Source organism: Peribacillus huizhouensis (assembly GCF_014138605.1).
In the GTDB taxonomy this organism is placed as follows: Bacteria; Bacillota; Bacilli; order Bacillales; family DSM-1321; genus Peribacillus; species Peribacillus huizhouensis.
In genome coordinates, this window is record NZ_JACJHX010000006.1 from 63,086 (window position 1) to 89,148 (window position 26,063).

The 26,063-nt window shown below is 36.9% G+C and carries 19 protein-coding genes and 1 riboswitch; of the genes, 15 read left to right on the forward strand and 4 right to left on the reverse strand.

Annotated features, from left to right (window positions below; genetic code table 11):
- Window positions 1-247: 247 nt before the first annotated feature.
- From HNP81_RS11315 to HNP81_RS11325, 3 genes are all read left to right on the forward strand, one after another.
- Window positions 248-724, forward strand: coding sequence for a YueI family protein (locus tag HNP81_RS11315; protein WP_182502691.1), 477 nt, complete (start codon window positions 248-250; stop codon window positions 722-724).
- 341 nt (window positions 725-1,065) lie between these two features.
- Window positions 1,066-2,157: a branched-chain amino acid aminotransferase gene (locus HNP81_RS11320; protein ID WP_028391324.1), complete on the forward strand. Its 1,092-nt coding sequence runs from the start codon at window positions 1,066-1,068 to the stop codon at window positions 2,155-2,157.
- 131 nt (window positions 2,158-2,288) lie between these two features.
- On the forward strand, window positions 2,289-3,032 hold the full coding sequence (locus HNP81_RS11325) for a YqcI/YcgG family protein (protein WP_182502692.1): 744 nt from the start codon (window positions 2,289-2,291) through the stop codon (window positions 3,030-3,032).
- Between the two features lie 168 nt (window positions 3,033-3,200).
- Here HNP81_RS11325 and HNP81_RS11330 read toward each other — a convergent pair whose 3' ends face one another.
- Both HNP81_RS11330 and HNP81_RS11335 read right to left on the reverse strand, forming a co-directional pair.
- Window positions 3,201-3,752, reverse strand: coding sequence for an MFS transporter (locus tag HNP81_RS11330; protein WP_182502693.1), 552 nt, complete (start codon window positions 3,750-3,752; stop codon window positions 3,201-3,203).
- The gene (locus HNP81_RS11335) at window positions 3,749-5,071 is read right to left on the reverse strand and encodes an FAD-binding oxidoreductase (protein WP_246399319.1); all 1,323 of its coding nucleotides are present in this window, start codon (window positions 5,069-5,071) and stop codon (window positions 3,749-3,751) included. The genes HNP81_RS11330 and HNP81_RS11335 overlap by 4 nt, the downstream gene beginning before the upstream one ends.
- Before the next feature lie 267 nt (window positions 5,072-5,338).
- Between HNP81_RS11335 and pepF the strand changes: the two genes are divergently transcribed.
- From pepF to HNP81_RS11375, 8 genes are all read left to right on the forward strand, one after another.
- The gene (gene pepF / locus HNP81_RS11340) at window positions 5,339-7,135 is read left to right on the forward strand and encodes an oligoendopeptidase F (RefSeq protein WP_182502694.1); all 1,797 of its coding nucleotides are present in this window, start codon (window positions 5,339-5,341) and stop codon (window positions 7,133-7,135) included.
- A 143-nt stretch (window positions 7,136-7,278) separates the two neighbouring features.
- The gene (locus HNP81_RS11345; RefSeq protein ID WP_182502695.1) at window positions 7,279-9,525 is read left to right on the forward strand and encodes an AAA domain-containing protein; all 2,247 of its coding nucleotides are present in this window, start codon (window positions 7,279-7,281) and stop codon (window positions 9,523-9,525) included.
- Window positions 9,526-9,931: 406 nt separating this feature from the next.
- Window positions 9,932-10,036: riboswitch (SAM riboswitch) on the forward strand.
- A gap of 45 nt (window positions 10,037-10,081) precedes the next feature.
- Window positions 10,082-10,681 carry an NADPH-dependent FMN reductase gene (ssuE, locus tag HNP81_RS11350; RefSeq protein ID WP_246399320.1) on the forward strand — a complete coding sequence of 200 codons (600 nt, stop codon included), beginning with the start codon at window positions 10,082-10,084 and terminating at the stop codon, window positions 10,679-10,681.
- Window positions 10,682-10,734: 53 nt separating this feature from the next.
- Entirely contained in the window at window positions 10,735-12,102 is a 1,368-nt protein-coding gene (locus tag HNP81_RS11355) for an LLM class flavin-dependent oxidoreductase (RefSeq protein WP_028391317.1), read from the forward strand.
- Between the two features lie 413 nt (window positions 12,103-12,515).
- On the forward strand, window positions 12,516-13,538 hold the full coding sequence (locus tag HNP81_RS11360; protein WP_182502696.1) for an LLM class flavin-dependent oxidoreductase: 1,023 nt from the start codon (window positions 12,516-12,518) through the stop codon (window positions 13,536-13,538).
- A gap of 335 nt (window positions 13,539-13,873) precedes the next feature.
- A complete protein-coding gene (locus HNP81_RS11365; RefSeq protein ID WP_028391315.1) occupies window positions 13,874-14,440 on the forward strand; it encodes an anthranilate synthase component II in 567 nt (188 codons plus the stop codon).
- Between the two features lie 172 nt (window positions 14,441-14,612).
- A complete protein-coding gene (gene pabB / locus HNP81_RS11370) occupies window positions 14,613-16,346 on the forward strand; it encodes an aminodeoxychorismate synthase component I (RefSeq protein WP_182502697.1) in 1,734 nt (577 codons plus the stop codon).
- A gap of 68 nt (window positions 16,347-16,414) precedes the next feature.
- Entirely contained in the window at window positions 16,415-17,185 is a 771-nt protein-coding gene (locus HNP81_RS11375) for a sporulation protein (RefSeq protein ID WP_182502698.1), read from the forward strand.
- Between the two features lie 1,334 nt (window positions 17,186-18,519).
- On the opposite strand, the gene pdxR is transcribed toward HNP81_RS11375, so the two are convergent.
- On the reverse strand, window positions 18,520-19,920 hold the full coding sequence (gene pdxR / locus HNP81_RS11380; RefSeq protein WP_182502699.1) for a MocR-like pyridoxine biosynthesis transcription factor PdxR: 1,401 nt from the start codon (window positions 19,918-19,920) through the stop codon (window positions 18,520-18,522).
- A gap of 122 nt (window positions 19,921-20,042) precedes the next feature.
- Here pdxR and pdxS point away from each other — a divergent pair, with 122 nt between their 5' ends.
- Both pdxS and pdxT read left to right on the forward strand, forming a co-directional pair.
- Window positions 20,043-20,930, forward strand: coding sequence for a pyridoxal 5'-phosphate synthase lyase subunit PdxS (gene pdxS, locus HNP81_RS11385; RefSeq protein ID WP_028391311.1), 888 nt, complete (start codon window positions 20,043-20,045; stop codon window positions 20,928-20,930).
- Complete coding sequence (pdxT, locus tag HNP81_RS11390; RefSeq protein WP_246399321.1) at window positions 20,930-21,523, forward strand: pyridoxal 5'-phosphate synthase glutaminase subunit PdxT; 594 nt, start codon at window positions 20,930-20,932, stop codon at window positions 21,521-21,523. Before pdxS ends, pdxT begins: the two co-directional genes overlap by 1 nt.
- 491 nt (window positions 21,524-22,014) lie before the next feature.
- Here the strand turns inward: pdxT and HNP81_RS11395 are convergent, their stop codons facing one another.
- The gene (locus tag HNP81_RS11395) at window positions 22,015-23,349 is read right to left on the reverse strand and encodes a uracil-xanthine permease family protein (protein ID WP_182502700.1); all 1,335 of its coding nucleotides are present in this window, start codon (window positions 23,347-23,349) and stop codon (window positions 22,015-22,017) included.
- 191 nt (window positions 23,350-23,540) lie between these two features.
- Here HNP81_RS11395 and HNP81_RS11400 point away from each other — a divergent pair, with 191 nt between their 5' ends.
- The gene (locus tag HNP81_RS11400; RefSeq protein WP_182502701.1) at window positions 23,541-24,518 is read left to right on the forward strand and encodes a Rieske 2Fe-2S domain-containing protein; all 978 of its coding nucleotides are present in this window, start codon (window positions 23,541-23,543) and stop codon (window positions 24,516-24,518) included.
- A 337-nt stretch (window positions 24,519-24,855) separates the two neighbouring features.
- Window positions 24,856-26,037: a GTP-binding protein gene (locus tag HNP81_RS11405; RefSeq protein WP_182502702.1), complete on the forward strand. Its 1,182-nt coding sequence runs from the start codon at window positions 24,856-24,858 to the stop codon at window positions 26,035-26,037.
- Window positions 26,038-26,063 lie beyond the last annotated feature (26 nt).

Here is a 26,063-nt window from a genome sequence, read left to right on the forward strand (position 1 = left end):
TACGAAAAGAGCCTTTTTGAAAGTCTGTATTGGAAAATCAGATATAGGTAAATTTGAGCAAATATAATTGGTCCTTTCTGATTTCTAAAAAGGAAGTGAGCTTAAAGCGAAATTACTCTTTTCTTAATAATGGCTGAAAATATTAGTGATACATATGCAATTCACCAAATCTGTATCAGAAATTCTTCACAAATAAATTGTTGCTAAATACACTATTTTAGATGATCAACGCAAGGAGGGAGCCGGTTTGTCTGGCAAAAACGTAGATGAAATCATTCAACAAGGAATACATGGACAGAAGGAATTAAAACCTGAAGAAAGAAAAAGATTCCTTGGTACGATTCGAGAACGAATTATTGCTGTTTTGACACAACCACAAGTGAGGGATAAAGAGGTCTATCACGAATTTTTGAATTTGATGAAAAAGCACCCGCAGGCATTGTTATTTACAAACGGAAATATGGAGTACGCTTCTCTAAAAAAATATATTGAAGCAGCCCGAGTTAACAAAATTCCATATAAGATGGTGATTAATAAAGATTATAACACTGACATTGGCCTTGTTTTAGCTTATGAGTATGCAATTGATAAAGAAGAGATTTTTCTAGAAAAAAAAGTTACAAACCTTAAAGTCGCCAATGTAAAAGAAAAGGGCTCTTTGGCTAAATTAGCGAGTTGGTTAAGAGAAAAACGCCATGAAGTAAAGGGAAAAAGTAATTCATAAGAATTAAGGATGTCCCAAAAAGGATTTGACAAAGTCACGACACTGTATGTGACCCTATACTTACGGGGCATCCACATCTCTTAGTTTTTTAGGGAAAATTGGAAATTGAAAAATATCCCATATTACATAAACCAATCCATAGAAGCTGTACAATGAAATGGGGATAGAGTGAATTGTTATAGTATGAAGGGAAACCTACATTAAATATAGTAGAAAAAACAGTTAAGTTTATTAAAAAATTCGGAAAATTAGGTTATTAATGCTTGAACTTTGATAGCAGGAGGTAGTACAATGAAATATAGAATTTTTTATAAATTATTATCCACAAGGGAGTCTTGGTAATGAAGGAACATGACATGGAGATCACACTAACAACAACGAAGAAAGAAAAGCCGAAATCTGATCAACTAGAATTTGGGAAAGTGTTTACTGATCATATGTTTATTATGGATTATACTGAAGGAAATGGATGGCATGATCCAAGAATCGTTCCTTATCAATCGATTACACTCGAACCCTCTGCAATGATTTTTCACTATGGACAATCTGTATTTGAAGGAATGAAAGCATATTATACAGATGACAAAGATATCGTTTTATTTCGTCCGGAAAAGAATTTCCAACGGTTAAATAAATCGAATGATCGTCTTTGCATACCTGAGGTAGATATCGATTTTGCTTTGGCAGCATTGAAAAAATTAATTGTTATTGATAAAGAATGGATTCCAGATGCAGAAGGTACATCACTCTATATTCGACCATTTATTATATCTACAGAGCCGTTCTTAGGCGTATCACCTTCTTCACGCTATAAATTTATCATTATTATGTCACCTGTAGGTTCATATTATAAAGAAGGAATTCACCCTGTAAAGATTGCAGTTGAAAATGAGTTTGTGCGGGCTGTCGTAGGTGGAACCGGTACAGCGAAAACAGGCGGCAATTATGCGTCTAGTTTAAAAGCGCAAAAAGTATCTGAAGAAAATGGCTATTCTCAAGTACTTTGGCTTGATGGTGTCGAAAGAAAATATATTGAAGAAGTAGGAAGTATGAATGTATTTTTCAAAATCGACGGGGAGGTAGTAACGCCTGCACTAAATGGCAGTATTCTTGACGGTGTTACTAGATCATCGATCATCGAAATGCTTGAACATTGGAACATTCCTGTTTCACAACGGAAAATTTCCATGGAAGAGGTATATCAAGCTCATCAAGAAGGAAAATTGGAAGAAGCATTTGGTACTGGAACGGCTGCTGTCATTTCACCAATTGGTGAGTTTTTCTGGAATGATGAAAAACTCATCCTCAATGGAGGAAAAACGGGTGAATTATCAACGAAATTATACAACACGATTACTAGAATCCAAACTGGTAAAGAAGAAGATCAGTTAGGATGGGTCACACATGTTGAAGAAAAGGTTACTCAAAAATAAAAAAAGGGCAAGCAAATGGAAAATCCAGATGCTTGCCCTTTTTTAAGCATGGTAGCGCAATGAAACGTTTTATTTCTTTTTAGCTGGTAGGTAAAGAAGTAATAGACAAATAATGATAAGGGGTTGAAATAATGCAAATTACTTCTCCGAGCTTATTGACGAAAGAAGATATGCAAAATCCTGATAAAGTACCTGCGTGGTTAATTCAGGAATACCAAACCTTTCATAACATTGTAACCGATAAGACGTTTCCATGCTATTTTGGAATGAAAGCTGAAAATAAGGGTGAGCTTCGCTATGCGTACATAACTCAAGATGATTGGACCAATCTACCGAAAGCGATTGAAGAATTCCTAGAATTATTTCAGGAGCCACCATATATTCGACATGGGCTATTTGTTTTTGTTGAACCAGAAAAAGAAGAGGGGGATATTGCGCATTTTCGAAATTATTTTTGGAATGTTTTGCAATATTTGCATGAGCATGATCCGAAAGAATGGCCCAAAGACAAACCGAGAGACCCGGAACACCATCTTTGGGATTTTCATTTTGCGGGAGAACCTTTTTTCATATTCGGTAACGCACCTGCCTATAAACAGCGGAAAACTCGTGACTTAGGGAGAGGGCTTGTGCTTGGAATTCAGCCTAGAATGATTTTCAACGGACTTGAAGGAACAGAAAAAGGTGGGATTATGTCACGTGAAAAAGTAAGAGAACGCGTTGAAAAATGGGATAATCTACCTAAGCATCCGGATATTAGCCATTATGGTGACCCAGAACATAATGAATGGAAACAATTTTTTATCGGTGATGATATTGAACCTATACTAGGAAAATGCCCGTTTCACCATAAAGATTTCATGAAAGAAAATTAATTTAGGGGAGTCTAATAATCGTCTAAAACACAAAATAGGCTTCACTTTTTCAGAACAGACAGGACAAAAAATATCTTCTGTCTGTTCTTTCTGACATCCTATCTCAATAATAAAATGAATTTATATCCAATGTAGAAAACAATGGTTGAAAGTTTAAATCTGTGAATATTACCTATGAAAGGCTTCAGTTGTATCCTGTTTCATGATATAAAACCCACTCCAAGCAAATACAGCCGATGCAAGATAAAAGATACTGCCGATTGTCAGAAAATCAACTAAATAACCTGTGGTAATAACAGCAATTGCTACACCAATTGATGTCCAAATATGATAGTGGCCGATTTCTTTCCCAGCTGTTTCTGGTTTTACAGAACGAGCTATAACAGTTTTTTCCGAGTTTTTTTGTACGGCACCTAATAACCCCATTACAATCTGCAATACATAAACATGCCAAATTTCATAAGCGAGCGGATAAGCGAGTAAGATCAGTGCCATACCCCAAGAATAAAGGATCAACAATACTTTATCTCCAACACGATCAGCGAATTTTCCAATTGCAGAATAACTCAGTGCTGCTGTTAATGCGAATAAACCATAGGCCCAGCCAAACTGAGAATAGCTGCTGCCGGCATTTTTCAAAAGTAAAACATAAAACGGAAAAATCATACTAGCTGCCATACCGACAGTCCCTTGATAAATAATAAATCGTCTATAATTCATTGGTGGTACTCCTTGTAGAATAGATTCATGAACCGCCCTTTAGGATCATACTTTTTTTTCAGGGCAAAGAATTCAGCTGTTCGTGGGTACGCTTTTTCTAACTGTGCTCTCGTAGGATATTGATAATACGGAAGATAGTAACTTCCTTCGTGATCTAAGGTTATATCTATCATGTTTCGGATTACACGCTCCGTGTCTTCAATACGATCTTTACTTGTCCCTTGGTTAATAAGCATAACGAGGGCAAACATATCATCTTTTGCATAACTCATCACTGCTTCTTCATTTTTCTCCACATAGCGGACGGTGATATTCAATAAGTTAAAATCTTTTTCATTTTTAAGCGAATCCCTAAGATCATCGATATAAGCAGAAAATTGATGAACTGGAACAAAGTATTCCTGTAATACTTCTGTTTTGTTAAAACTATCATACTCCATAAATGTGGAATCGGATCGCATGGCATTATTTCTAGTAATGTATGAATCATTAATATTCTCATTGTATGTGTTTTGAGTAGTCCAAAACATATTTTTCCCCCAATCATTCAAGCGAGCAAGTCCGAGAAAGAATTTGGGTATTGCAATGATTGTTTCTCGTTTTAACGAACTATACTTCTCTAACTGTGATCGGTCATCGGTTTCGTAATAATCAGTTACATACATTTCCTTTAATAAGCTGTCAGGTGCAACCGAGATTCTAGCGAGATGCATTTTTACGGCGTCGTTTTGAAGGACTTCACGGGTAAAATACGCGCTATAATCATCATAAGCTAGTGATTTTGTTTGAATTTGATAGAGTTCATCGTCTGTCAATTGAAAAGTGACATCAAGAATTACTCCGAATAATCCATAACCTCCTATTACTGCATGGAATAACTCTGAATTCGTATCACGACTTACATTAATGATTTCACCCTGTGCGTTTAATAGGCGAAATGATTCAACAGTTTCGATCAAGGCGTGATGGCGTATGTCACGACCATGCACATTTACACTCAATGAACCGCCTACTGTAAAAATATTTTGTGACTGGCTTACTTTTAAAGCAAGACCATAGGGATTGATGAATTTTTGAATATCTGCCCAAGTTACTCCACTTTGAACCGTAATTTGCTTTTTATTTTCATCTAATTTCAAAATTTTATTATATTGTTTCATATCAAGTAGGATTCCATTTGGATATAGCGTTTGCCCACCTTGACTGTGCTGCATACCGGCAATGGATATTGGATCATGATGGGTGTTTGCGTTTAATACAATCTCTCTAAGCTTATCTTCATCATCACTAGATTTAACTGCTTTCATCCTAACAGGCAAGAGACGGCCTTTATCTTCTACTACTGGATTTGAAAGCTGAAATTGAAAGTATGATAATGAGCATATAAATATTACCAAATAGATTAAGATAGCGAAATAACGATACTTGAAAATTAGTCTCGCCTCCTTTTGGAAAAATGTAGCTATACTTTCCTATATTACACCATATTATGAAAGATGCTCGACATTTTCGAAAAAACACCTAATTATACAGATTCATACATTTTCGATATAATGGGAAAAATAATATAAAAAGGGGGATAAATTATGACCGCATATTCGAGTAGAGCTGATGTTAAAGTAGAGGAAACTTGGAAATTGGAGGATATTTACGAAAACGAGGGAAATTGGGAAAAGGATTTTCGATCAATCTTGAATAGTGTGGAAAAGTTAAAGGCATTTGACGGGAAAATTGACGATGCAGAATCATTATTTGGTTATTTATCACTTAGTGAGGAATTAGGGTATACATATAAAAAGCTATATGTATACGCCATGCTTCAAGTGGACTTAGACACAAGAGTATCCACTACACAAGGTTTGCTTGATCGCGCTAGTCAATTAGGGCAAAAAATTAGCGCCGCAACTTCGTTTTTTATGCCATTTTTATTAAGTCTTGAAGAAAGTACATTAAAAGCATACATAAATGAAGTAGAAGGACTACGCTATTTCGAGGATGATTTGCTCGATTCTTATCGTTTTAAAACGCATGTACTAAACAAAGATCAAGAAGCGATTCTTTCACAGCTTGGTGATGCCCTTTCTTCTCCGCAAAAAACATTTGGCATGATTAACAATGCTGATATTAAATTTGGAGAAGTGACAAACGACGATGGTGAAAGGGTTACTTTAACACGTGGTATGTACAGTAAATTGATTGAAGATCAAGACCGAAAAAAAAGGAGAGAGGCATACAAGTCCTACTATCAACCTTATATCCAGTTGCAAAATACAATTGCCACGACTCTTTCTTCAGCAATTCGAAACAATACGACGATGGCTAAAACAAGGAACTATCCATCTGCTCTTGAAAAATCATTATTTTCAGATCAAGTCCCAACAGAAGTATATAATAATCTTATTTCGGCAACGAAAGCGAATATTAAACCGATGTATGACTATATAAAATTACGTAAGAAGCATCTAGGTGTTGATGAATTATATCCATATGATTTAAGTGTTCCGCTTGTACAAGAGGCAAAGGAAGATATCCCATATGACGAAGCGTTTGAAATCATGATACAAGCTCTGAAGCCACTTGGCGAAGAGTATATATCGACTCTTTTGAGCTTCAAAGAAAATCGTTATTATGATGTAAGGGAAACCCCAGGTAAACGATCTGGCGCTTATAACTTAGGTTTATATGGTGTTCATCCATTTGTTCTATTAAACCATCAAGATGATTTGGACAGTTTATTTACATTAGCACATGAATCTGGTCATGCAATGCATTCGTATTTCAGTTCAAAATATCAACCACAAATCTCAGCAGGTTACTCCATCTTTGTTGCTGAAGTGGCATCAACCGTGAACGAAATCCTCTTAATTCGTTATTTAATAAACACAACGAAAGATCTGAATAAAAAGAAGCATTTACTTAACCATTTTATTGATAGTTTTAAAGGGACTTTCTTCACACAAGTCATGTTTGGAGAATTCGAAAAAATTACTCACGAAAAAGCAGAGAATGACGAACCTTTGAATGCTGAAGTATTCAATACGATCTACGAAACGATATACCGAGAATATAATGGGAAAGATATCGTTTTTGATGATGAAGTTAAATTCGGCTGGTCTAGAATTCCCCATTTTTACCGACCGTTCTACGTTTATAAATATGCTACGGGATATGCTTCTGCTATCGATATCGCAGACCGGATTTTATCTGGTGAGGCCGATGCACTAAAACAGTACTTAATGTTTCTAAAAAGCGGCAGTTCAGAGTATCCTCTTGAATTGCTAAAGAAAACTGGAGTCGATCTTACTAAACCCGAGCCGATTGAAAATGCGTTAAAGATATTTAGTGAACTAGTGAAGGAATTTGGCGAATTATTGGAGAAGTAATATTTCAAAAGAGGCTAATCTCAGCAACGGTTTAATCCTTTGCTGAGAAAGCCTTTTTTCAATCAATTATGATACTTTGACAAATCTTGTGAAATGCGTACTATTGTAAAAGAACATGAATTTATTATTAAAAGGAAGATATAATGAACTCAACGGTAAGCTATATAAAAGAATGGCAATCAGCATTAGATAATGAAATCCGCCATTTAAAAAAGTACGGAAGTACAAAATATCACGTTTTGAATGGTCATTTGATAGATCAGGTAGACGGGTTTACTTATTACTTTGAAACGGTTGGTTCACTAAGGATTCCAGTCGGATCCATAGTTCGTCTGGAATGGGGAGGGATCAAGCAAGACGGATTTGTCCTCTCCTCTGAAGGCAAAAGCATCATTTTATTATTTGAAAAAACACTTGGTGATTTGATTTCCGAAGCCTACCTTTATCATGATCCATGGGAGCTGTTGGAGCAATTAATTGAGCGCCTAGACGAAATAAAGAAAAGTAAGAAAAAGCGGCTTCGAGTCAAAAGGTTGATGGACCCGTCTATGGAGAGCAAGCATCCGATAGCTCAGGACCACAGCAGTGTTAAGGAGCTTTTTTTACGTTCTAATTTTAATCCTATCACTTATGTTTGGGGACCCCCGGGAACTGGAAAAACATATACTTTGGCCCGAACAGCAGCAAATCATTATTTTAAAGGGAAAAAACTATTAGTTCTCTCGCATAGCAATCAAGCCGTTGATGTACTAATGGCTGAAATTTCCGCTTTTACAAAAAAGAAACAACGTTTTAAAGAAGGCGATATACTTAGGTATGGTTCGCATACTGGGGAAAGTTTAGCTAATCATCTTGATATCATATCAAGCCAGTTGTTGGAAAAGATTGAACCTGATTTAGTTGAGGATAAGCAAAAATTAACTGAAGAGAAAAGGCTCTTAAAACAAGATCTATCTGGCTCATTTAGTAAGCGTGATACAGACCGATTGATTGAATTGGAAAAAAAGCTAGGTAGAATTATAGAAAAGTTTCACCGTAAAGAAATGGAGCTCGTGAAGCAAGCGAAAATTGTTGGTAGCACATTGGCTAAAGCAGCGAGCGACAGCACGATATTTGAAAAGGAATATGATGTAATTATAGTTGATGAAGCAAGCATGGCCTATGTGCCACAAGTTGCGTTTGCTGCTTCTTTAGGCAAAAACATCATCGTTTGCGGTGACTTTAAACAATTGCCGCCCATTGCTTCTGCACGTGATGAATCAGTGAATAAATGGTTAAAGGAAGATATTTTTCATCGTTCAGAAGTCGCGAATGTAGTGAATGAAGGTAAGCTCCATCCACATTTGTTTCTACTTAAAGAACAACGGAGAATGCATCCGGATATTTCCGCTTTCACGAATAAATTTATTTATCATTCCCTTGTTGGCGATCATAAGAATGTCCTTAAGAGCCGTGAAGAAATCACAGGGAGAAGGCCGTTCCCAAACCGTGCTTTAATGCTATTAGAGACGAGTGGTACAGGTGAACATTGCATAACAGAGCGTTCATCGAAATCAAGAATAAATCTTTGGCAGTTGTTCATATCGTTTCAACTACTTCATGAAGCATATTCAAGCGGCTCACGCTCTATTGGGTATGTGACACCTTATCGTGCTCAATCTTGTCTTATGGATTTATTATTACAAGATATTTATAAGAAAGAGCTTGAACTAGCAGATATTATCGCTGCAACAGTCCATCGATTTCAGGGAAGCGAACGGGATGTAATGATATTTGACACAGTTGATAGCTATCCTGAAACACGTCCTGGCATGCTTTTGACAGGAAAAAATAGTGAGCGGCTTATTAATGTTGCGATTACGAGAACAAAAGGAAAATTCATTCAAGTGAGCGATGCGGACTATATTCGAAAAAAGGTATATCTAGGCAAAACATTACGTAAACTTGTGGACCATCAAGCATCTTACGGATATACAGTAAGGCCGAAGGATATTGGGAAGTGGATTCAAAATCAACATCCGAAGCTCCAATGGATGCATGCACGTAAACTAGATGTTCTAAGTAAGGATATTAAAAAAGCACGCCATTCTATACTATTGTCAATACCTGATACAGGAATTGTTACGGAAGAATGGATAAATATGTTGAATAGTAAAGAACAACATGTCAAGATTACACTTATTTCAACTCGTCCAGTTCCCGGCTTGGCAGTAGTAGAACAAATTGAAACTAGTGTTGCATTTCCTTTCATCATTATTGATAAGCAATATTTCTGGTTAGGTGTTCCACTTGAAGCAGCGAGCAGACTTTTACCACCTTATGTGGCAGCACGCTTAGATTCAGTAGCAGTAGTTGAACATTTTCTTACACAACTACCTGGGATAGAATAGGAGTAACTAAAAGGGTCTGGACACATTAAAGATGTGTCCAGACCCTTTAATTTATCCTACATTAATAGAAAGTCAAAATCCTAAAGACTTAGCAGAATTGAAGAAGAGTAGGTAAAATACAACTGTCTGTAAAAACCCGATTGGTGAGTTCTAGTGAACCTACTCGTGCCTAATGGCACTTATATACCGTAAGTTTTTCGTTTAGCGACAGGAAAATAAGGCTTACCATCAGGGAGAAATGAAAAAATATTGATGAAATTTTCATATTATATCTTGAGCAATTAGATTACGTGCATCATAGTATGTTCTATGTGAGTAAGTATTATTCAAACAATTCCGATGAAAGATATATGAATTAATCTTGACTTTTAGTTATTAGAATATTATGATAAAAATAATTTAATAATACTTATCAAGAGAAGCCGAGGGACTGGCCCGATGAAGCTTCAGCAACCTCTACAACTAGTAGAAAGGTGCTAATTCCTGCAAGCATATGCTTGTTAGATAAGGGTGACAAATGTAAAAGTCCTCTTTCTTTCAGGAAAGAGGACTTTTTATGTTAATTCGTACAAAGGATAATTACTATTTTACTAAGAAAGAAGGTCAACAAATGCCTAATGTTGTAATTTTATCTGGAAGCCCTTCAGCACCTTCTAGGACTGATTTTGTTTTAAAATTTGTTCAATCATTGTTAGAAAAGGAGAATATAACGGTAACGTATGTTTCCGTTTTGGATATTCCTGCTGAGGATTTGCATAAAGCACGCTATAATAGCAGTGAAATTAAAGCGATTGCAAATTCAATTGAGGAAGCGGATGGTGTAATTATTGGTTCTCCTGTCTACAAAGCTTCCTACACAGGTGTGTTAAAATCTCTAATCGATTTAATTCCAGAAGGTGCGTTTAAAGGAATTCCAGTGTTACCAATAATGGTCGGTGGGAGTAAAGCACACTTATTAGCAATCGATTTTGCCTTAAAACCGCTTATAGCCACTTTAAAAGGAAGAGCCACTCAAGGGACTTATATTATAGATAACCAAATCGATAAAGAAAATAGTTTACAACCTATTACTGATCAAGATATACAAGCACGACTTAATAACGATTTAGAGGAGTTTCTCCAAATCATTAAACAAACTAAAGCAATAACCTCTTAAGCACATTTTTAGCACCATATTTCATCATAAAAAACGAATGGGTGGTAATGATTATGACTAAAAAAAGAATATATTTAAATGCATTTGATATGAACTGTGCTGGACATCAATCTCCGGGTCTTTGGACACATCCGGACGATAAATCGTCTACGTACAAGGATGCTGAATACTGGACACATCTTGCAAAAGTACTGGAAAAAGGAAAATTCGATGCCATTTTCTTGGCAGATGTTCTTGGAACATATGATGTATACCAAGGTTCTCGTGATGCAGCAGTACGTCAAGGTGCTCAAGTTCCAGTCAATGATCCTGCATTTGTTGTTCCGATCATGGCACAAGTTACAAAGCACTTAGGATTCGGTTTAACTGCGTCGACAAGCTATGAACATCCCTATCTATTTGCTCGGCGAATCTCGACATTGGATCATTTAACAAAAGGAAGAATCGGTTGGAATATCGTTACATCTTATTTAAATAGTGCTGCACGTAATCTTGGCTTAGATCAACAAATTAATCATGATAATCGTTATGATATAGCTGATGAATATTTAGATGTTGTCTATAAATTATGGGAAGCTAGTTGGGAAGATGATGCTGTCGTAGTGGATAAGAAAAAAGGGATTTATGCAGATCCAGAAAAGGTACATGATATTAATCATGACGGTGAATTCTATAAAGTTCCAGGAGCACATCTTTGTGAACCTTCACCACAACGTACTCCCGTAATATTTCAAGCGGGAGCATCACCAAAAGGAACAAAATTTGCAGCAAAACATGCAGAACTTGTTTTTGTTGGCTCAACATCAATGGAGCGCACCAAAAACACAGTAAAGGCTTTTAGAGAAGAGGCAGTGAAGGCCGGTCGAAAAGCAGATGAAATAAAGATTCTTACATTGATTACGCCAATTGTAGGTGCGACCCAAGAAGAGGCTGAAGCTAAATATTTGGATTATAAAAAGCATGCCAGTTACGAAGGCTCACTTGCATTATTCGGTGGCTGGACTGGTGTAGATATGGATGGTGTTGACCCTCAGGAAAAAATTCAATATGTTAAGAATGATGCCATCCAATCAACATTAAAATCGATGTCCGATTTTACCGTTGAAGAAGTTGCTGAGTTTATTGGAGTTGGCGGAATGGGACCTGTTGTGGTTGGCTCTCCTGAACAAGTCGCTGATTCTTTAGAAGAATGGATTGATGTAACAGGTGTAGATGGTTTTAATATTGCTTATGCGGTTACACCTGGGACTTTTGAAGAATTTGTTGAATATGTGATTCCAATTTTACAAGAGAGAGGGTTAGTCAGAAAAGAATATGAAGATGGAACCTTACGAAAGAACTTATTTGGCAGTGATTATTTGCCCGATCATCACCATGGTAGACAATTTCGTAAAAGGCTGTTACCTGTAGCTAGCGTGTAACTTATGAAATAGATATATTGTTGTACATTTATCAAAAAATACACGACTCTCTGTAGCTTTATATAAAATTAATCATGAAGGTCGAATAACAGACAATCAAATTATTGATTGTCTATTTTTTGCGATGAGAAATTTAAAGTCTAGGCATACTTTGTGCAATTTTTTTGTTTCTTTTATATGATGGCTGTAAGTAATCAGATATAAAACAAAATGGTGTTAAAAGGCTACTATTTACCATGAAGGGTCTATCATGAAGTACGCCTATCTTAATGGTGGCGGTTCGGAGCCGGGATTTCGGATGCTTTCAAGAAAAAAACAGTAGACCTGGTAAATAGATAGGCTATATTAGTAAGTCTCGAAGCCTGTTCACCTATGTCCTTCATACAAAAAGAATATAGAAAGAAGATGATTAAATGTCTCACAACAAAAAAATGCTGAGTGAAATTCCTTTATCAGTGCTGGATCTTGCAAACATTACAGAAGGTAGTACACCAGCTGAAGCTTTTAAACATACTTTAGATCTAGCGCAGCATGTAGAAAAATGGGGCTTTAATCGTTTCTGGTTAGCAGAACATCATAGTATGCCAGGAATTGCCAGCTCTGCAACGTCTGTAGTAATCGGCTATGTGGCAGCTGGAACCTCTACTCTAAGAGTAGGTTCAGGTGGGATTATGCTACCGAATCACTCCCCCCTTGTAATAGCTGAGCAGTTTGGAACTCTTGAATCTATGTATCCTGGTCGTATTGATTTGGGGCTTGGACGCGCACCGGGAAGTGATCAATTTACAGCTATGGCACTTCGTCGTGATATCAGAAATACCGGCGATGACTTCCCAGAACAATTAGAGCAACTTCAGACATATTTTGATGCCAATTCCCGTCATAATAGAGTTCGTGCAATCCCAGGTGAAGGTTTAAATGTCCCAATCTGGTTGCTTGGTTCTAGCGGATTCAGTGCAAAGCTTGCTGGAAGACTAGGTTTGCCTTTTTCTTTCGCAAGTCATTTTGCCCCGGAAAATACAATGGCCGCTCTAGAACTATACCGTAGCAACTTCCAGCCATCAGACGTCTTAGCAAAACCTTACGCAATGGTTGGAATTAATGTCTTTGCAGCAGACACAGAAGCTGAGGCCGCTTATTTAGCCACTTCTTATCAACAGCAATTCTTAAGTCTGATTCGCAATACACCTAATCAGCTCCAGCCACCAGTAGATTCAATGGATGGTCTTTGGACACCTTATGAGAAAGCATCGATTCAAAGTAAGCTGGATGCAAGTGTGATTGGGAACCCTGAACAAGTCAAGGAAAAACTGCAAGCATTCCTTGACAAAACAGGTGCTGATGAAATGATCATTAACTCTGGCATGTTTTATCATGAGTTTCGACTTCGTTCATATGAAATCATTGCTGAAATCGCTGATAAAAAACATTCATGAGTGTCTGCTATATAACCAAACGATGAAAAAAGTCAGTTTCTCAAATCGTATTACAGCCTCTGGATGAAATTTCAGGGGCTTTTTTTAGATAAAACTTATGAAAATCCGGAAATATTAAAGAGTATAGTACATTTCCCAACAAGAATACCAATAAATCGACGAACCCTATCAAAGTTGAAAATAATATCTAGCAAGCATTTTGAAGATATTTTTGCTAAAATAAATACATAGGGATATAGAAGCTTAGCAGGTATTAAATATGTTTTGGCTACTATGTGTCGATATTTTCATTTCTTTATTCGTGTAACGTTAAATCAAAAATATGGAGAACAACAATGATTTTACTAATCGATAATTATGATTCTTTTACTTACAACTTATATCAGTATACTCTTCAGGCTGGTAAAGAAGTCACAGTCCGGCGCAACAACGAAATCTCGTTAGATGAAATTAGAGAAATGAATCCTGAATCTATCATTCTCTCCCCAGGGCCTGGAAATCCAAAAGGAGCTGGGATCTGTCTTGAAGTAGTAGCGAAATTTCATCAAAGCACCCCCATTCTGGGGATTTGTCTTGGGCATCAAGTGATTGCCGATGCGTTTGGAGGTCGAGTTGAAAAGGCCGAACAACCTATGCATGGGAAAACATCGATGATCACCCATGATGGAAAAGGAGTCTTTAATGGGATTCAGGACTCATTTTTGGTTACCCGCTACCATTCCTTAGTGGTCAACGAGTCGACGCTTCCTGAATGTATCGAGGTAAGTGCAAGAACAAAAGACAATGTTGTTATGGGGCTTCGACATACAAAATATCAAATTGAAGGACTGCAATTCCATCCTGAGTCAATATTAACGGAACATGGTCATACTCTAATTGGCAACTTTCTTAATAAACAATAAAGTGAAACTTCAAACAGCGGTGGGCTTCTTCCACCCTGCTTGTTAGTTGAACCAATCGGGCTTATATGGGCAGTTAACCCCCCTATGCTTCTTCGATTCTTCTAAGCTTTGGGTGGGGGGATTACTGTCCGTTAATGCGGGATAAATACGTTATGTAAACGGGGTAGCTATCATGAATAAACGCGCTGAGAATATTCATATTCTATTAGAATTTAATAAAGAATGTAGGTTTTTTCAAAATCCATTAAAGATTATTGAAGCACATACAATAGATGAGGTGTTAAAAGCCTTAGAAAATATTCAAAAAGAAGTCAATGCAGGCTATTATGCAGCTGGATATCTGTCATACGAAGCAGCTCCTGCATTTGACCCTGCCTATCAAGTGGCAGAAGAAAATAAAATGCCACTGCTTTGGTTTGGAATTTTTGAAAAATTTGACAATCGGCAATTAACAGAAACACCGGCTGATTTCACTCTTTCCGATTGGCAATCTAAGACAACTTATGAAACATATAAGGCTTCGATTCAAAAGATTAAACAGCAGATTGAAGAGGGCAATACATATCAAGTTAATTATACGATGAGACTGAATTCCTCATTTATCGGCGATGAATTTTCCTTTTATCGTCAGCTAGCTAAAGCACAAAGTTCCAATTATAGTGCTTATTTGAATACGGGTAGATATAAAATATTATCTGCTTCACCTGAACTTTTTTTTGATTGGCGAAAGGATACCTTGACAACTCGACCGATGAAAGGAACGGCGAAAAGAGGGTACTCCATAGAACAGGATTTGAACCAACAGCAATGGCTACAAGATTCTGAGAAAAATCGTGCAGAAAATTTAATGATTGTTGATCTTTTGCGAAATGATTTAGGGCAAATTGCAGAAGCAGGAAGTGTTGTTGTTGATCGCTTATTTGAAATCGAACAATATCCGACAGTTTGGCAGATGACCTCGACCATTACGGCAAAAACAAAACCGGAAACTACAATAATTGATCTTTTCAAAGCTTTGTTTCCATGCGGTTCAATTACGGGTGCTCCAAAGATTAGTACGATGAAAATAATATCAGAATTGGAACAATCGCCACGTGAGGTATATTGTGGCGCCATTGGCTATATTACTCCTAATCACGAAGCAACTTTTAATGTACCGATTCGAACAGTTGTAATTGATTCGCATGAAGGACTTGCTCAATACGGAGTTGGCGGAGGTATTACTTGGGATTCGAATCTTACCGAAGAATATGACGAAGCATTTCTGAAAGCAGCTTTGCTTACAGCAGAAACACCAGACTTTGAGTTGCTTGAATCTCTAAAGCTTGAGAATGGTCAATATGTTTTGCTGGAAAATCATTTGAAACGACTTTCAGAATCGGCAAGGTACTTTGATTTCAATCTTTCAATCCCAACTATTAAGGGAGCGCTAGAAGAGTTGGCTGTAAAACATAAAACTAAAGATAAAAAAGTCCGATTACTTGTTTCAAAAACAGGTAAATACGCAATAGAAGCTGAAGAAATTAAATTATATCCAGACGTACTGCATGTTACCTTGGCTAAAAAACCTATATCAAGTAATGATGTGTTTTTATATCATAAAACTACCAATCGTACTGTCTATCAATTACATAAAGACCAGCACCCTAATTATTTTGATGTTTTACTTATGAACGAAAAGGGAGAAATAACTGAATTTACAAACGGAAATATTGTTTTGAAAATTGATGATGAGCTAATAACTCCCGCTCTTCATTCTGGACTACTTGCTGGAACATTTCGTGAAGAACTAATACGAAATGGAACAGTCAAAGAAAGAGTTGTCCACCTTACAGATCTTGAATCAGTCAACGATATTTGGTTCATTAATAGTGTCAGGGGATGGGTAAAAGTGAACCTTTTATAAAAATTTAATTGCATACTAGAAGTTAGCCTTTCATAAATATGAAGGTACATTTCAATGGGGGAATAACTATGTCGTTGTTTAATAAAGTTTTAGCGAGTGTGGGAATCGGAGCGGCTAAAGTTGATACAAAATTATTTAATAGTCAGGTCATTGTGGGGGATCAGATTACTGGAATTGTTGAAATAAGAGGCGGAAATGTAGAGCAGGAAATTGCTGATATTTATGTATCATTGATCACAACATATATAAGGGAATCAGATGATAAAAAATATACCAAGCAAGGCGTAATCGGCCAATATCGAATCTCTGAAAAGTTTACGATTTCACCAAATGAAGTGAAGGAATTTCCTTTATCCATTACAGTTCCAATTGATACGCCGATTAGTGGCGGAAAAACAAAGATATGGATAGAAACGGGACTTGATATTAAAAATTCCGTCGATCCATCGGATAAGGATTATATTGATATTCTACCATCAAAACTTATGCAAGAAGTTCTAAATGCTGTTCAAGATCTCGGCTTCCGTCTACGAGAAGTTGAATGTGAAGCTGCACCGAGTAGATTAAGAGCAGGATTGCCATTCATTCAAGAATTTGAATTCGTAGCAATCAGTGGCCCTTTCCGAGGCAAACTTGACGAGCTTGAAATTGTATTTTTACAACAACAGGTAAATACGCTAGATATCATGATGCAAATCGACAGACGAGCAAGAGGAATAGGTAGTTTTTTAGCAGAAAGACTGTCCATGGATGAAACAAATCTTCGTTTAACCGTTACAACTGGAGATCTCCCTAATTTAAATAATAAACTGTTTGAAATCATCCAACGTTATTCTTGAATTTTATCCCGTATTAACGGGCAGTAAAGCCCCCACCTCAATGCTTAAAGGAATTGAAGAAGTATATGTGAGGGAAATGGCCTGTAAATACCCAATCGGTGAGATACCGTAAAACTTACCTTTGTGCTTTTCAAAAATATAGTTAAGGCCCACGGGATGTGGATCACAACAGACAAAGACATGAGGAAGCGGCGTGCTTAGTCTGTGATTCAATGAATCGTGTTCGTAGAGTCGATTTATCGAAGCAGAGCGGAGATATAGCGACTCTAGAACCGGACTATCAATCAGTGGGCATGTAGAATCTCCCACTGATTGATGTTTCACTCTATAGTGTTTGGCTATGTTAAACGTTAAACCTCATTATTGATTTTGGCACTATGTTGATTGGAGCGGAAAGAGAACGCCTTTCGTTTCATTCAACAAGCAAGTTTAACAGAGGCCTAGAGTTTAAAAAACTGAGTGCAGCTCACAATCTGTACTCAGTTTTTTAATATTCTTACTAAATTCAATCCTTACATTGGAAATGATTGAATTTATAGAACTGTAATCAATCACCTACAGTAGAACGGCACTAATTGAGAAGGAGGTGAATATCCTTCAAAAATAAGAAGAAATCGTTTAGTTAAAAGGGAAAAACACTACCCTTGGATAGGGTAGGTACATGAATATTTAGCCGTTCAAGGGATTATCCATGATAGTGATATCGCAGTAACACATTTACCGCTTACTTACGATACGAATCGTAACTTGAATATATTTGAAAAAATGCTATCAGTTGAAATTGATTTTTATCAACGCTTTTACAAACCAAAAAAGGGTGGATGGAAGATAACATTCGTGCTTGCAACAAATTAGCCAATTGTTATCACAAACTCAATCTAAAAGAACAAGAAGCGCACTGGGTTTTACAAGCTCTCTTATATGGAATGCCTCAACCGGAAACATGTTGTAGATTAGGCTTTTTATTTTTAGAAAAGAATGATATCTATCCCAGCCGCTATTTATTGGTATGAAAAAAGTTTAGAAAACAATATGGAAATATTGTGTTTCCAAAACTACGTATGTTCTACATGGCTACCCCATCTGCAACTAGCTGTTTGTTATGATCGATTAGGCGATTACCAATTAGCTTCAAAACATAATGAATCGGCTCTGAAATTTAAGCTGAAAGATCCAAGAATGTTAGCAATGAAAAATACTTTGATCAGTTGATTCAAAATGGCAACTACGTCCATTTTCGTTTTTTTGATTGGAATATATAAATGCAACAAGTTAGATGGTAAAGCAGTAATTAGAGAATTTTTAAATCAGTTGGAACAAAAGTTACGATGATATTAACCAGAGAAGCCCCAAGCGTGGATTAATAACTGAATCGCATCTTCTAATTTTGCTTCAGGAATGCCGGCAAAACCAAGAATAATTTCCGGAAGTGCATCAATTTTCTTCTCTATGGAATAAGCTGACATCGGATAAATTTTAATACTCTCCTTTGCAGCTTGATCAATAAGTGTTGTTTCATCCATACCGTTATTAACGACTAACACGATATGCAAGCCAGATCTTTCACCGATAATCGATATTTTGTCTTGATAAGGCTTTAATAGCGTCAAGACACTATCTAATTTGCGACGATATAGCTTTCTCATTTTATTCAAATGCTTTTCAAAGTCTCCTTGAATCATAAAGTCAGTCAAAATTTGCTGGTCGATTCGAGATACTGTTGAATGATAAAATGAGAATTTCTCCTTATATTGATTCATCAGCGATTTAGGAAGCACCATATAGCTGATTCTAAGGGATGGGATAAGTGATTTAGAAAAAGAACCTAAGTAAATCACTTTTTCAAATTGATCCATACTTTGTAAAGAAGGAATTGATTTTCCTGTATAACGAAATTCACTATCATAATCATCTTCAATAATAAATCGATGTTTAGAGCTTGATGCCCAGTTAAGTAATTTTGTTCTTCTGTTGATGGAAAGGACGGACCCGTATGGAAAATGATGGGATGGTGTCACATAGACAACATCAATCTTGTTTTTTTCAATGCTTTCAACCTTGATGCCATCTTCATCAACTTCAAGTGGGAAGGCAGGATTGCCGTAGCTTCGGATAATTTTTTGAAATAAATGATATCCAGGGTCTTCCACACCATAAACAGAATTTCTTTCGAATAAAAGTACAAGCTGCTGAAGAAGAATCTCGATACCTGCTCCAACAACAATCTGTTCAGGTTCACAAATTACACCTCGTGCGTGATATAAATATGTAGCAATTTCTCGACGAAGTGAGTATTCGCCTTGGGCATCTCCTAGTAATAATAACTCCTGATTGGCAACATCCATCGCATTTTTTGCATTCTTTCTCCATTGTGCGAAAGGAAAATGTTCAGTATCAATTTGACTTGGATGAAAATGATAGTCATATGATTTTTTTAATTCATGGATGGGCAGAATATCACTTTTTACGCCGGCATATTCTAAGTCCTCCAAGTCCATGACATAATATCCTTTTCTAGGTTTAACCTCTAAGTAGCCCTCAGCTGCAAGTTGTTCATAAGCCGTCTCTACTGTGTTACCACTAATATGTAGGTGTTGCGCCAATTTTCGCTTTGACGGTAGCTTTGTCTGGAATTCTAGACGACCCTCAATGATCTCTGTTTTAATATAATCATATAATTGCTCATATAACGGGACAGTAATTTCCCTATTTAACACACATGATAGCATATTCATAATTAATAACCTCTATTCTGACCCTATTAATTAATATAAAACTGACACTTTTAATGATGCCACTTTCTTTTATACTAAGGAATATAAATGAAAATTGCAAATATTATTTAGGGGGATTAAGAATGGAGAAATTAATAGCAACAGACGCAGTTAAAAGAGGAATGGCTCAAATGCAAAAGGGTGGAGTCATTATGGACGTTGTCAATGCGGAACAAGCGAGAATTGCGGAAGCAGCAGGAGCTGTTGCGGTAATGGCACTTGAGCGGGTACCTTCTGATATACGTGCAGCAGGTGGAGTGGCTAGAATGGCTGACCCTAGAATTGTAGAAGAAGTCATGAACGCGGTAACTATCCCAGTCATGGCGAAAGCTAGAATTGGCCACATTGTTGAAGCGAGAGTACTAGAAGCGATGGGCGTGGACTATATTGATGAAAGTGAAGTATTGACACCTGCAGATGAAGAGTTTCATCTATTAAAAAGCAGCTTTACAATTCCATTTGTTTGCGGATGTCGGGATCTAGGGGAAGCAGCACGCCGAATTGGTGAAGGAGCATCGATGTTACGGACAAAAGGAGAGCCTGGTACTGGGAATATTGTAGAAGCTGTTCGTCATATGCGAAAAGTCCAGGCACAGGTTCGAAAGCTGACGTTAATGAATGATGACGAAATCATGACTGAAGCAAAAATTCTTGGTGCTCCTTATGAGATTTTGAAGCAAATTAAAGAAGCAGGCAAATTACCGGTTGTTAACTTTGCAGCTGGAGGTGTAGCTACACCTGCTGATGCAGCGTTAATGATGGAGCTTGGGGCAGATGGCGTATTTGTCGGTTCAGGAATATTTAAATCAGAAGATCCGGAAAAATTTGCAAATGCTATCGTTCAAGCAACAACTTATTTCACTGATTATGATTTAATTGGAAAACTTTCAAAAGAATTAGGATCCGCTATGAAAGGAATCGATATTTCAAGATTACCGCAAGCAGAAAGAATGCAGGAGCGTGGCTGGTAATGGCAACGATTGGTGTTTTGGGCTTACAAGGTGCCATTAGTGAGCATGTGAGCCAGATAGAAGCAACAGGACAAACAGCCGTAATTGTTAAGCATGCTGACCAATTAGCAGAGATAGATGGCCTTGTACTTCCCGGTGGTGAAAGTACAACGATGCAGAAGCTGATGGATCGTTATGATTTTATAGAACCGATTTTGCAATTTGCAAAACAAGGTAAGCCAATCTTTGGAACATGTGCGGGTATGGTTTTACTTGCGAAAAAAGTGAGTGGTTCTGACAATCCTCACCTGCAATTAATTGATATAGAAGTTTGCCGCAATGCGTTTGGCCGTCAGCGGGAGAGCTTTGAGGCAGCTATTACCATTAATGGACTTGTAAAAGAGTTCAATGCGATTTTTATACGCGCTCCTTATGCAGAAAATGCTGGTGTTGAGGTGGAGATACTTGCTACATATGAAGGGAAAATTGTTGTAGCAAAGCAAGGGAATATACTTGTCAGCGCTTTTCATCCAGAGTTAACAGATGATACTCGGCTGATGCAGTATTTTAATGCAATGGTCGAACAAACTATAAAGACGAAGGTAGAGGTTTAAAGTCCTCAGAATTTAAAAGTGGGTCAGAGTATCGCACTAGTTAGATGTGAGCTCTGACCCTCTTGATATGGAACAGGAATATTATTTAGTTGGGCAAAGATAAAATGTTTTATGGTAAGAAACTAATTTTGCAAAAGTCCCGAAATATTGACACTTGACCATGTAGTGAAGTATAAGACACATTGGTCAAGTGAATTTTTTTTAACGTTTAAACTGGTATTAGTGCTAAATTACGTAATGTTCGATAAAGTAGAAGAAATCGTGCTAAATAGATAAGATGTGCGGCGTTTTGTTCCTGAAATTTACATAAAAGAGTTTTAGAATTTGGCTCTGTTTACCTTGCCTGTTTATTGAAACGAAAGGCGTTCGCCTTCTGCTCCAATAAACATAGAGCCAAAATCAACAATGAGCTTTAATATAGTCAATAATTTAGGAAATACGAATTAAAAAACCTTCTGTCATTATATGAACAGAAGGTTTTTTGAGAACAATTAAGCTGTTTCCTGTAAATCCTTTTGAGGCTTTTCATGAGGAATAATCAAATTTAAAACAACAGCGGAAATGGCACCTATACCAATTCCAGAAGAAAGAATATAATTAGCGAAATCAGGTAATGAATAGAGAATATCCTTCGGAAGTACCGTGACGCCGATTGCTAATAAAATAGGGATCCCGATTACCATCATGTTGCGATCATCGACTACAATATGTTGGATAACTTTGAATCCATTCATAACAATGGCAACACAGACGATTCCGAAAATTCCGTTGATTACAGGTTCAGGAATCGATATAATTAAAGCTGAAAGTTTCGGGATTAATCCTAAAGCAATCAAGATTCCACCTGCTGCGAGAATCGCCATTCGACTAGCAACACCTGTGATGGCAATAATTCCAGCATTTGAGGAGTATCCTGTCATTGGAGTTCCTCCAAACAATGTTCCAACGAAACATCCAAGACCTTCACCAAAAGACGCTCTGTTTAACTTTTTTTCTGTTAACTCACTATCCGTCACTTTTGAGACAACGAACCATGTACCAGTCGTTTCAATTAAAATAATTAAATAGATAAAAACAATTGTTAAAATAGCACTTAAATCAAATACAGGTGCTCCGAAAGGAAAGAATTTTGGTAAGGAAAACCAAGCTGCATCGGAGACAGCTGAAAAATCAATTTGACCAAATAGACGCGCTGTTATCGTGCCAGCAATGATTGCTAGAATAACGGAGATCAGTCTGAAAATCGTTCCAAATTTCTTTGCTTGTTTACCAAGAATCATACAAGTAACTAATACGCCAGCTGATACGGCTGCAACGATCACATTATGACCTAAGTGTCCAGGCGCTGCGTAAATACTATTAAATGCATTTGGCATTAAAGAAATTCCAACAATTACAATTACGGTTCCGCCAACAAGCGGTGGGATAATTTTCACTACTGTTTTAGCAAAAATTTTCAATGGATATCCAATCAACGCGATTAAAAGTGCTCCGGGAATCAAGCTTCCATAAATAGCTCCAAGACCTAGCTTTCCACCAATTGCCGCAAGTGCACCGATAGGAACATAGGAGGGACCTTGTACAACTGGAAGTTTAATTCCAAATCCAGTTTGGATGATGGTCGCAACACCAGCTGTTAAAAAACACATTTGTACAAAAAAAGTTGTATTACTCGTATCAAGCGCCAATAAGCCGGCGATGATGATTGGTGCGATGTAAAGATCCATTGCAAGTACATGTTGCAAACCAAGCAAAATGGCTCTCCCAACGCTGATTTTTTCATCAATACCTACTAATACTTCTGAATTATTCTTTTGTTGTTCCACCTGATACTTTCCCCCTCGGAAATATGTTTGTGAAAGTTATAACCGTTATTATAGGAGAAAAAGGGCATTTCGTAAACAAAAAACGAACATTTTTTTTATTAAATTTAAAATTATTCGGTTTCCGTTGACAAATTCTTAAAATATTTCTAAAATAATAACGAATAAGTGAACTGGCTAGAGGGGGAACTATTTTGTTGATACAAGATGAAGTTTTACGAAATGATTGGATTGTTGCTAGTAGGTCGATAGATATTAAAGAGAAACCTGTTCAAGTTATCGTAATGGGAGAGCGTCTTGTTCTGTACCGCAATGAAGAAGGGATTCATGCTTTTAAAGATTTGTGTATCCACCGGGGAGCAGCTTTGTCATTAGGATGTGTAAAAGATGGAAAGTTGGTATGTCCATACCATGGCTGGGAATATGAATCGAATGGGGAATGCTCTCATATCCCTCAGCTTCCTGAAGGTCGAGCGATACCAAAGAAAGCAAAAGCTTTTAAATATGGTTGTATCGAAAAATATGGACTAGTTTGGGTTAATCTTGAAAATTCAGGAACGGAGTTATTTAATCTTCCTGAATATAATGATGAGAAGTTTCGCAGCGTGATATGGGGGCCGGTTGAAGCCTTAGCGAATCCGCCAAGAATCGTGGAAAATTTTCTTGATGTCGGTCATTTATCTATTTTACATGAAGGTTTTCTTGGTGTCCCAGAACATTCGGTTATTGGTGATTATGATATTCATTGGGAGGATGAAAGTATTCGTTCTGATGAAATTGCGATCTATCAACCAGATCCAGATGGTTCAGGACAACCTAAGCATGTTTACTATACGTACGAAATTCTTCGTCCATTAACAGTTCGTTTTACGAAAAAAGATCATGAAACAAATCAAGAGATGGTGATTCTTTTAACGATATTACCTGTTGAAGAGAAGAAGTCAGTTGCATTTGGTGTCATGTTATTCAATTATGATTCAGGACAATCAGATCAGGAAATTATTGAGTTTCAGGATATGATATTTTCTCAAGACAAACCAATTGTTGAAAACCAAAAACCTGAAGATTTACCATTGGATCTACAAGTTGAATTATCACTAAAGAGTGATCGGGTAAGTATTGCCTATCGTCAGTATTTAAAGAAATTAGGGGTAGAATTAGGAACAGCATAAGAATTGCCTAACTAATTCAATTAAATAGGGTAACTCATAAGGGTCTGACCTTGCATTCTAAATCAGTATGTAGTGTTTGATACACATATCTTATACTGAATTTAGTTATAGCGGGGTCAGACTCTTTGCTTTCGGACATTCTCCTTTCATTATTAAATGGAATGTTATACATGCCTGATATACTCTATTTTTATACCTTCAAATAAATATTAAAATTTTTTGTGAAAATCGATTGCAAATAGTAATGATTTCGGTTTATAATCTAACAGAAGTAATCGGAAGTTAAAATATTTGCATTAAATCGTAATGTTTACGATTTATCTTAAGGAGATGTGTAATGAATAATAAGAAAGTGCCTGTAACGGTATTAAGTGGTTATTTAGGCTCTGGTAAAACTACTTTATTAAATCATATTTTACATAACCGGGAAGAAAAGAAAATCGCCGTTATTGTGAATGATATGAGTGAAGTGAATATTGATGCAGCACTGATTAAGTCGGGTGGGTTTTCGAGAACAGAAGAAAAGCTTGTGGAATTGCAGAATGGCTGCATATGCTGTACATTACGCGAAGATTTGCTTTTGGAAGTGGAAAAACTAGCCCTTCAAGGAAACATTGATTATATTGTGATTGAATCAACAGGAATTAGTGAGCCAGTACCTGTGGCACAAACATTCACCTATGCATTCGAGGATTTAGGTATAGATTTAACGGCCCTTTGCCAGCTAGATACGATGGTTACTGTCGTTGATGCCAATCGTTTCTGGCATGATTTTTCTACAGGGGAGACGTTATTAGAGCGTAAACAAGGTGCAAGTGAACAAGATGAACGTGAAGTAGCAGACCTTCTCATTGAGCAAATTGAATTTGCGAATGTAATTGTTCTTAACAAGATAGATTTGGTAACAAAAAAACATGTAGCAGAACTTAAAGGAGTTCTTCAAACTTTAAATCCTGATGCACGATTAATTGAAACGATTCATGCTCAAATACCTGTAGAGGAAGTACTCGGAACACAAAGTTTTGACTTTGAAAAGTCAAGCCAGAGCGCAGGTTGGATTAAAGAATTAAATGAAGAACATGTTCCTGAAACGGAAGAGTATAACATTGCATCCTTCGTCTATCGCAGAAAACGGCCATTCCATCCGGTTCGACTTTCACATTGGCTTGAACAATGGCCAGTGGAAATTATCCGTGCAAAAGGGTTTCTGTGGCTCGCTACAAGAAATAATCTTGCAACTCTTTTATCACAGGCAGGTCCATCATTAACGATTGAACAAGCTGGACTTTGGATTGCTGCTTATCCAGAAAAGGAAAAACAAAAGATGTTAGCAGCAGAGCCTGAATTGCTCGAACAATGGGACAAGGAATATGGCGATCGTATGACTGAGCTTGTGTTAATAGGAATCCATATGGATCAAGAAAAGATCATTAATACTTTGGATCAGTGCTTGTTAACAGAAGAGGAATTGAATCAAGATTGGGCTCAAATGAATGACCCGCTGCCAGCTTTTTCATAAGCAATACTTAAAAACTAGGAGGAAAA

Bases quoted from the DNA above. Each gene is read 5' to 3' on its own strand.
- HNP81_RS11320 (WP_028391324.1), top strand. From the start codon at position 1,066: ATGAAGGAACATGACATGGAGATCACACTAACAACAACGAAGAAAGAA.
- HNP81_RS11325 (WP_182502692.1), top strand. From the start codon at position 2,289: ATGCAAATTACTTCTCCGAGCTTATTGACGAAAGAAGATATGCAAAAT.
- HNP81_RS11330 (WP_182502693.1), bottom strand. From the start codon at position 3,752: ATGAATTATAGACGATTTATTATTTATCAAGGGACTGTCGGTATGGCA.
- pepF (WP_182502694.1), top strand. From the start codon at position 5,339: ATGACCGCATATTCGAGTAGAGCTGATGTTAAAGTAGAGGAAACTTGG.
- HNP81_RS11345 (WP_182502695.1), top strand. From the start codon at position 7,279: ATGAACTCAACGGTAAGCTATATAAAAGAATGGCAATCAGCATTAGAT.
- ssuE (WP_246399320.1), top strand. From the start codon at position 10,082: ATGTTAATTCGTACAAAGGATAATTACTATTTTACTAAGAAAGAAGGT.
- HNP81_RS11355 (WP_028391317.1), top strand. From the start codon at position 10,735: ATGACTAAAAAAAGAATATATTTAAATGCATTTGATATGAACTGTGCT.
- HNP81_RS11360 (WP_182502696.1), top strand. From the start codon at position 12,516: ATGTCTCACAACAAAAAAATGCTGAGTGAAATTCCTTTATCAGTGCTG.
- HNP81_RS11365 (WP_028391315.1), top strand. From the start codon at position 13,874: ATGATTTTACTAATCGATAATTATGATTCTTTTACTTACAACTTATAT.
- pabB (WP_182502697.1), top strand. From the start codon at position 14,613: ATGAATAAACGCGCTGAGAATATTCATATTCTATTAGAATTTAATAAA.
- HNP81_RS11375 (WP_182502698.1), top strand. From the start codon at position 16,415: ATGTCGTTGTTTAATAAAGTTTTAGCGAGTGTGGGAATCGGAGCGGCT.
- pdxR (WP_182502699.1), bottom strand. From the start codon at position 19,920: ATGAATATGCTATCATGTGTGTTAAATAGGGAAATTACTGTCCCGTTA.
- pdxS (WP_028391311.1), top strand. From the start codon at position 20,043: ATGGAGAAATTAATAGCAACAGACGCAGTTAAAAGAGGAATGGCTCAA.
- pdxT (WP_246399321.1), top strand. From the start codon at position 20,930: ATGGCAACGATTGGTGTTTTGGGCTTACAAGGTGCCATTAGTGAGCAT.
- HNP81_RS11405 (WP_182502702.1), top strand. From the start codon at position 24,856: ATGAATAATAAGAAAGTGCCTGTAACGGTATTAAGTGGTTATTTAGGC.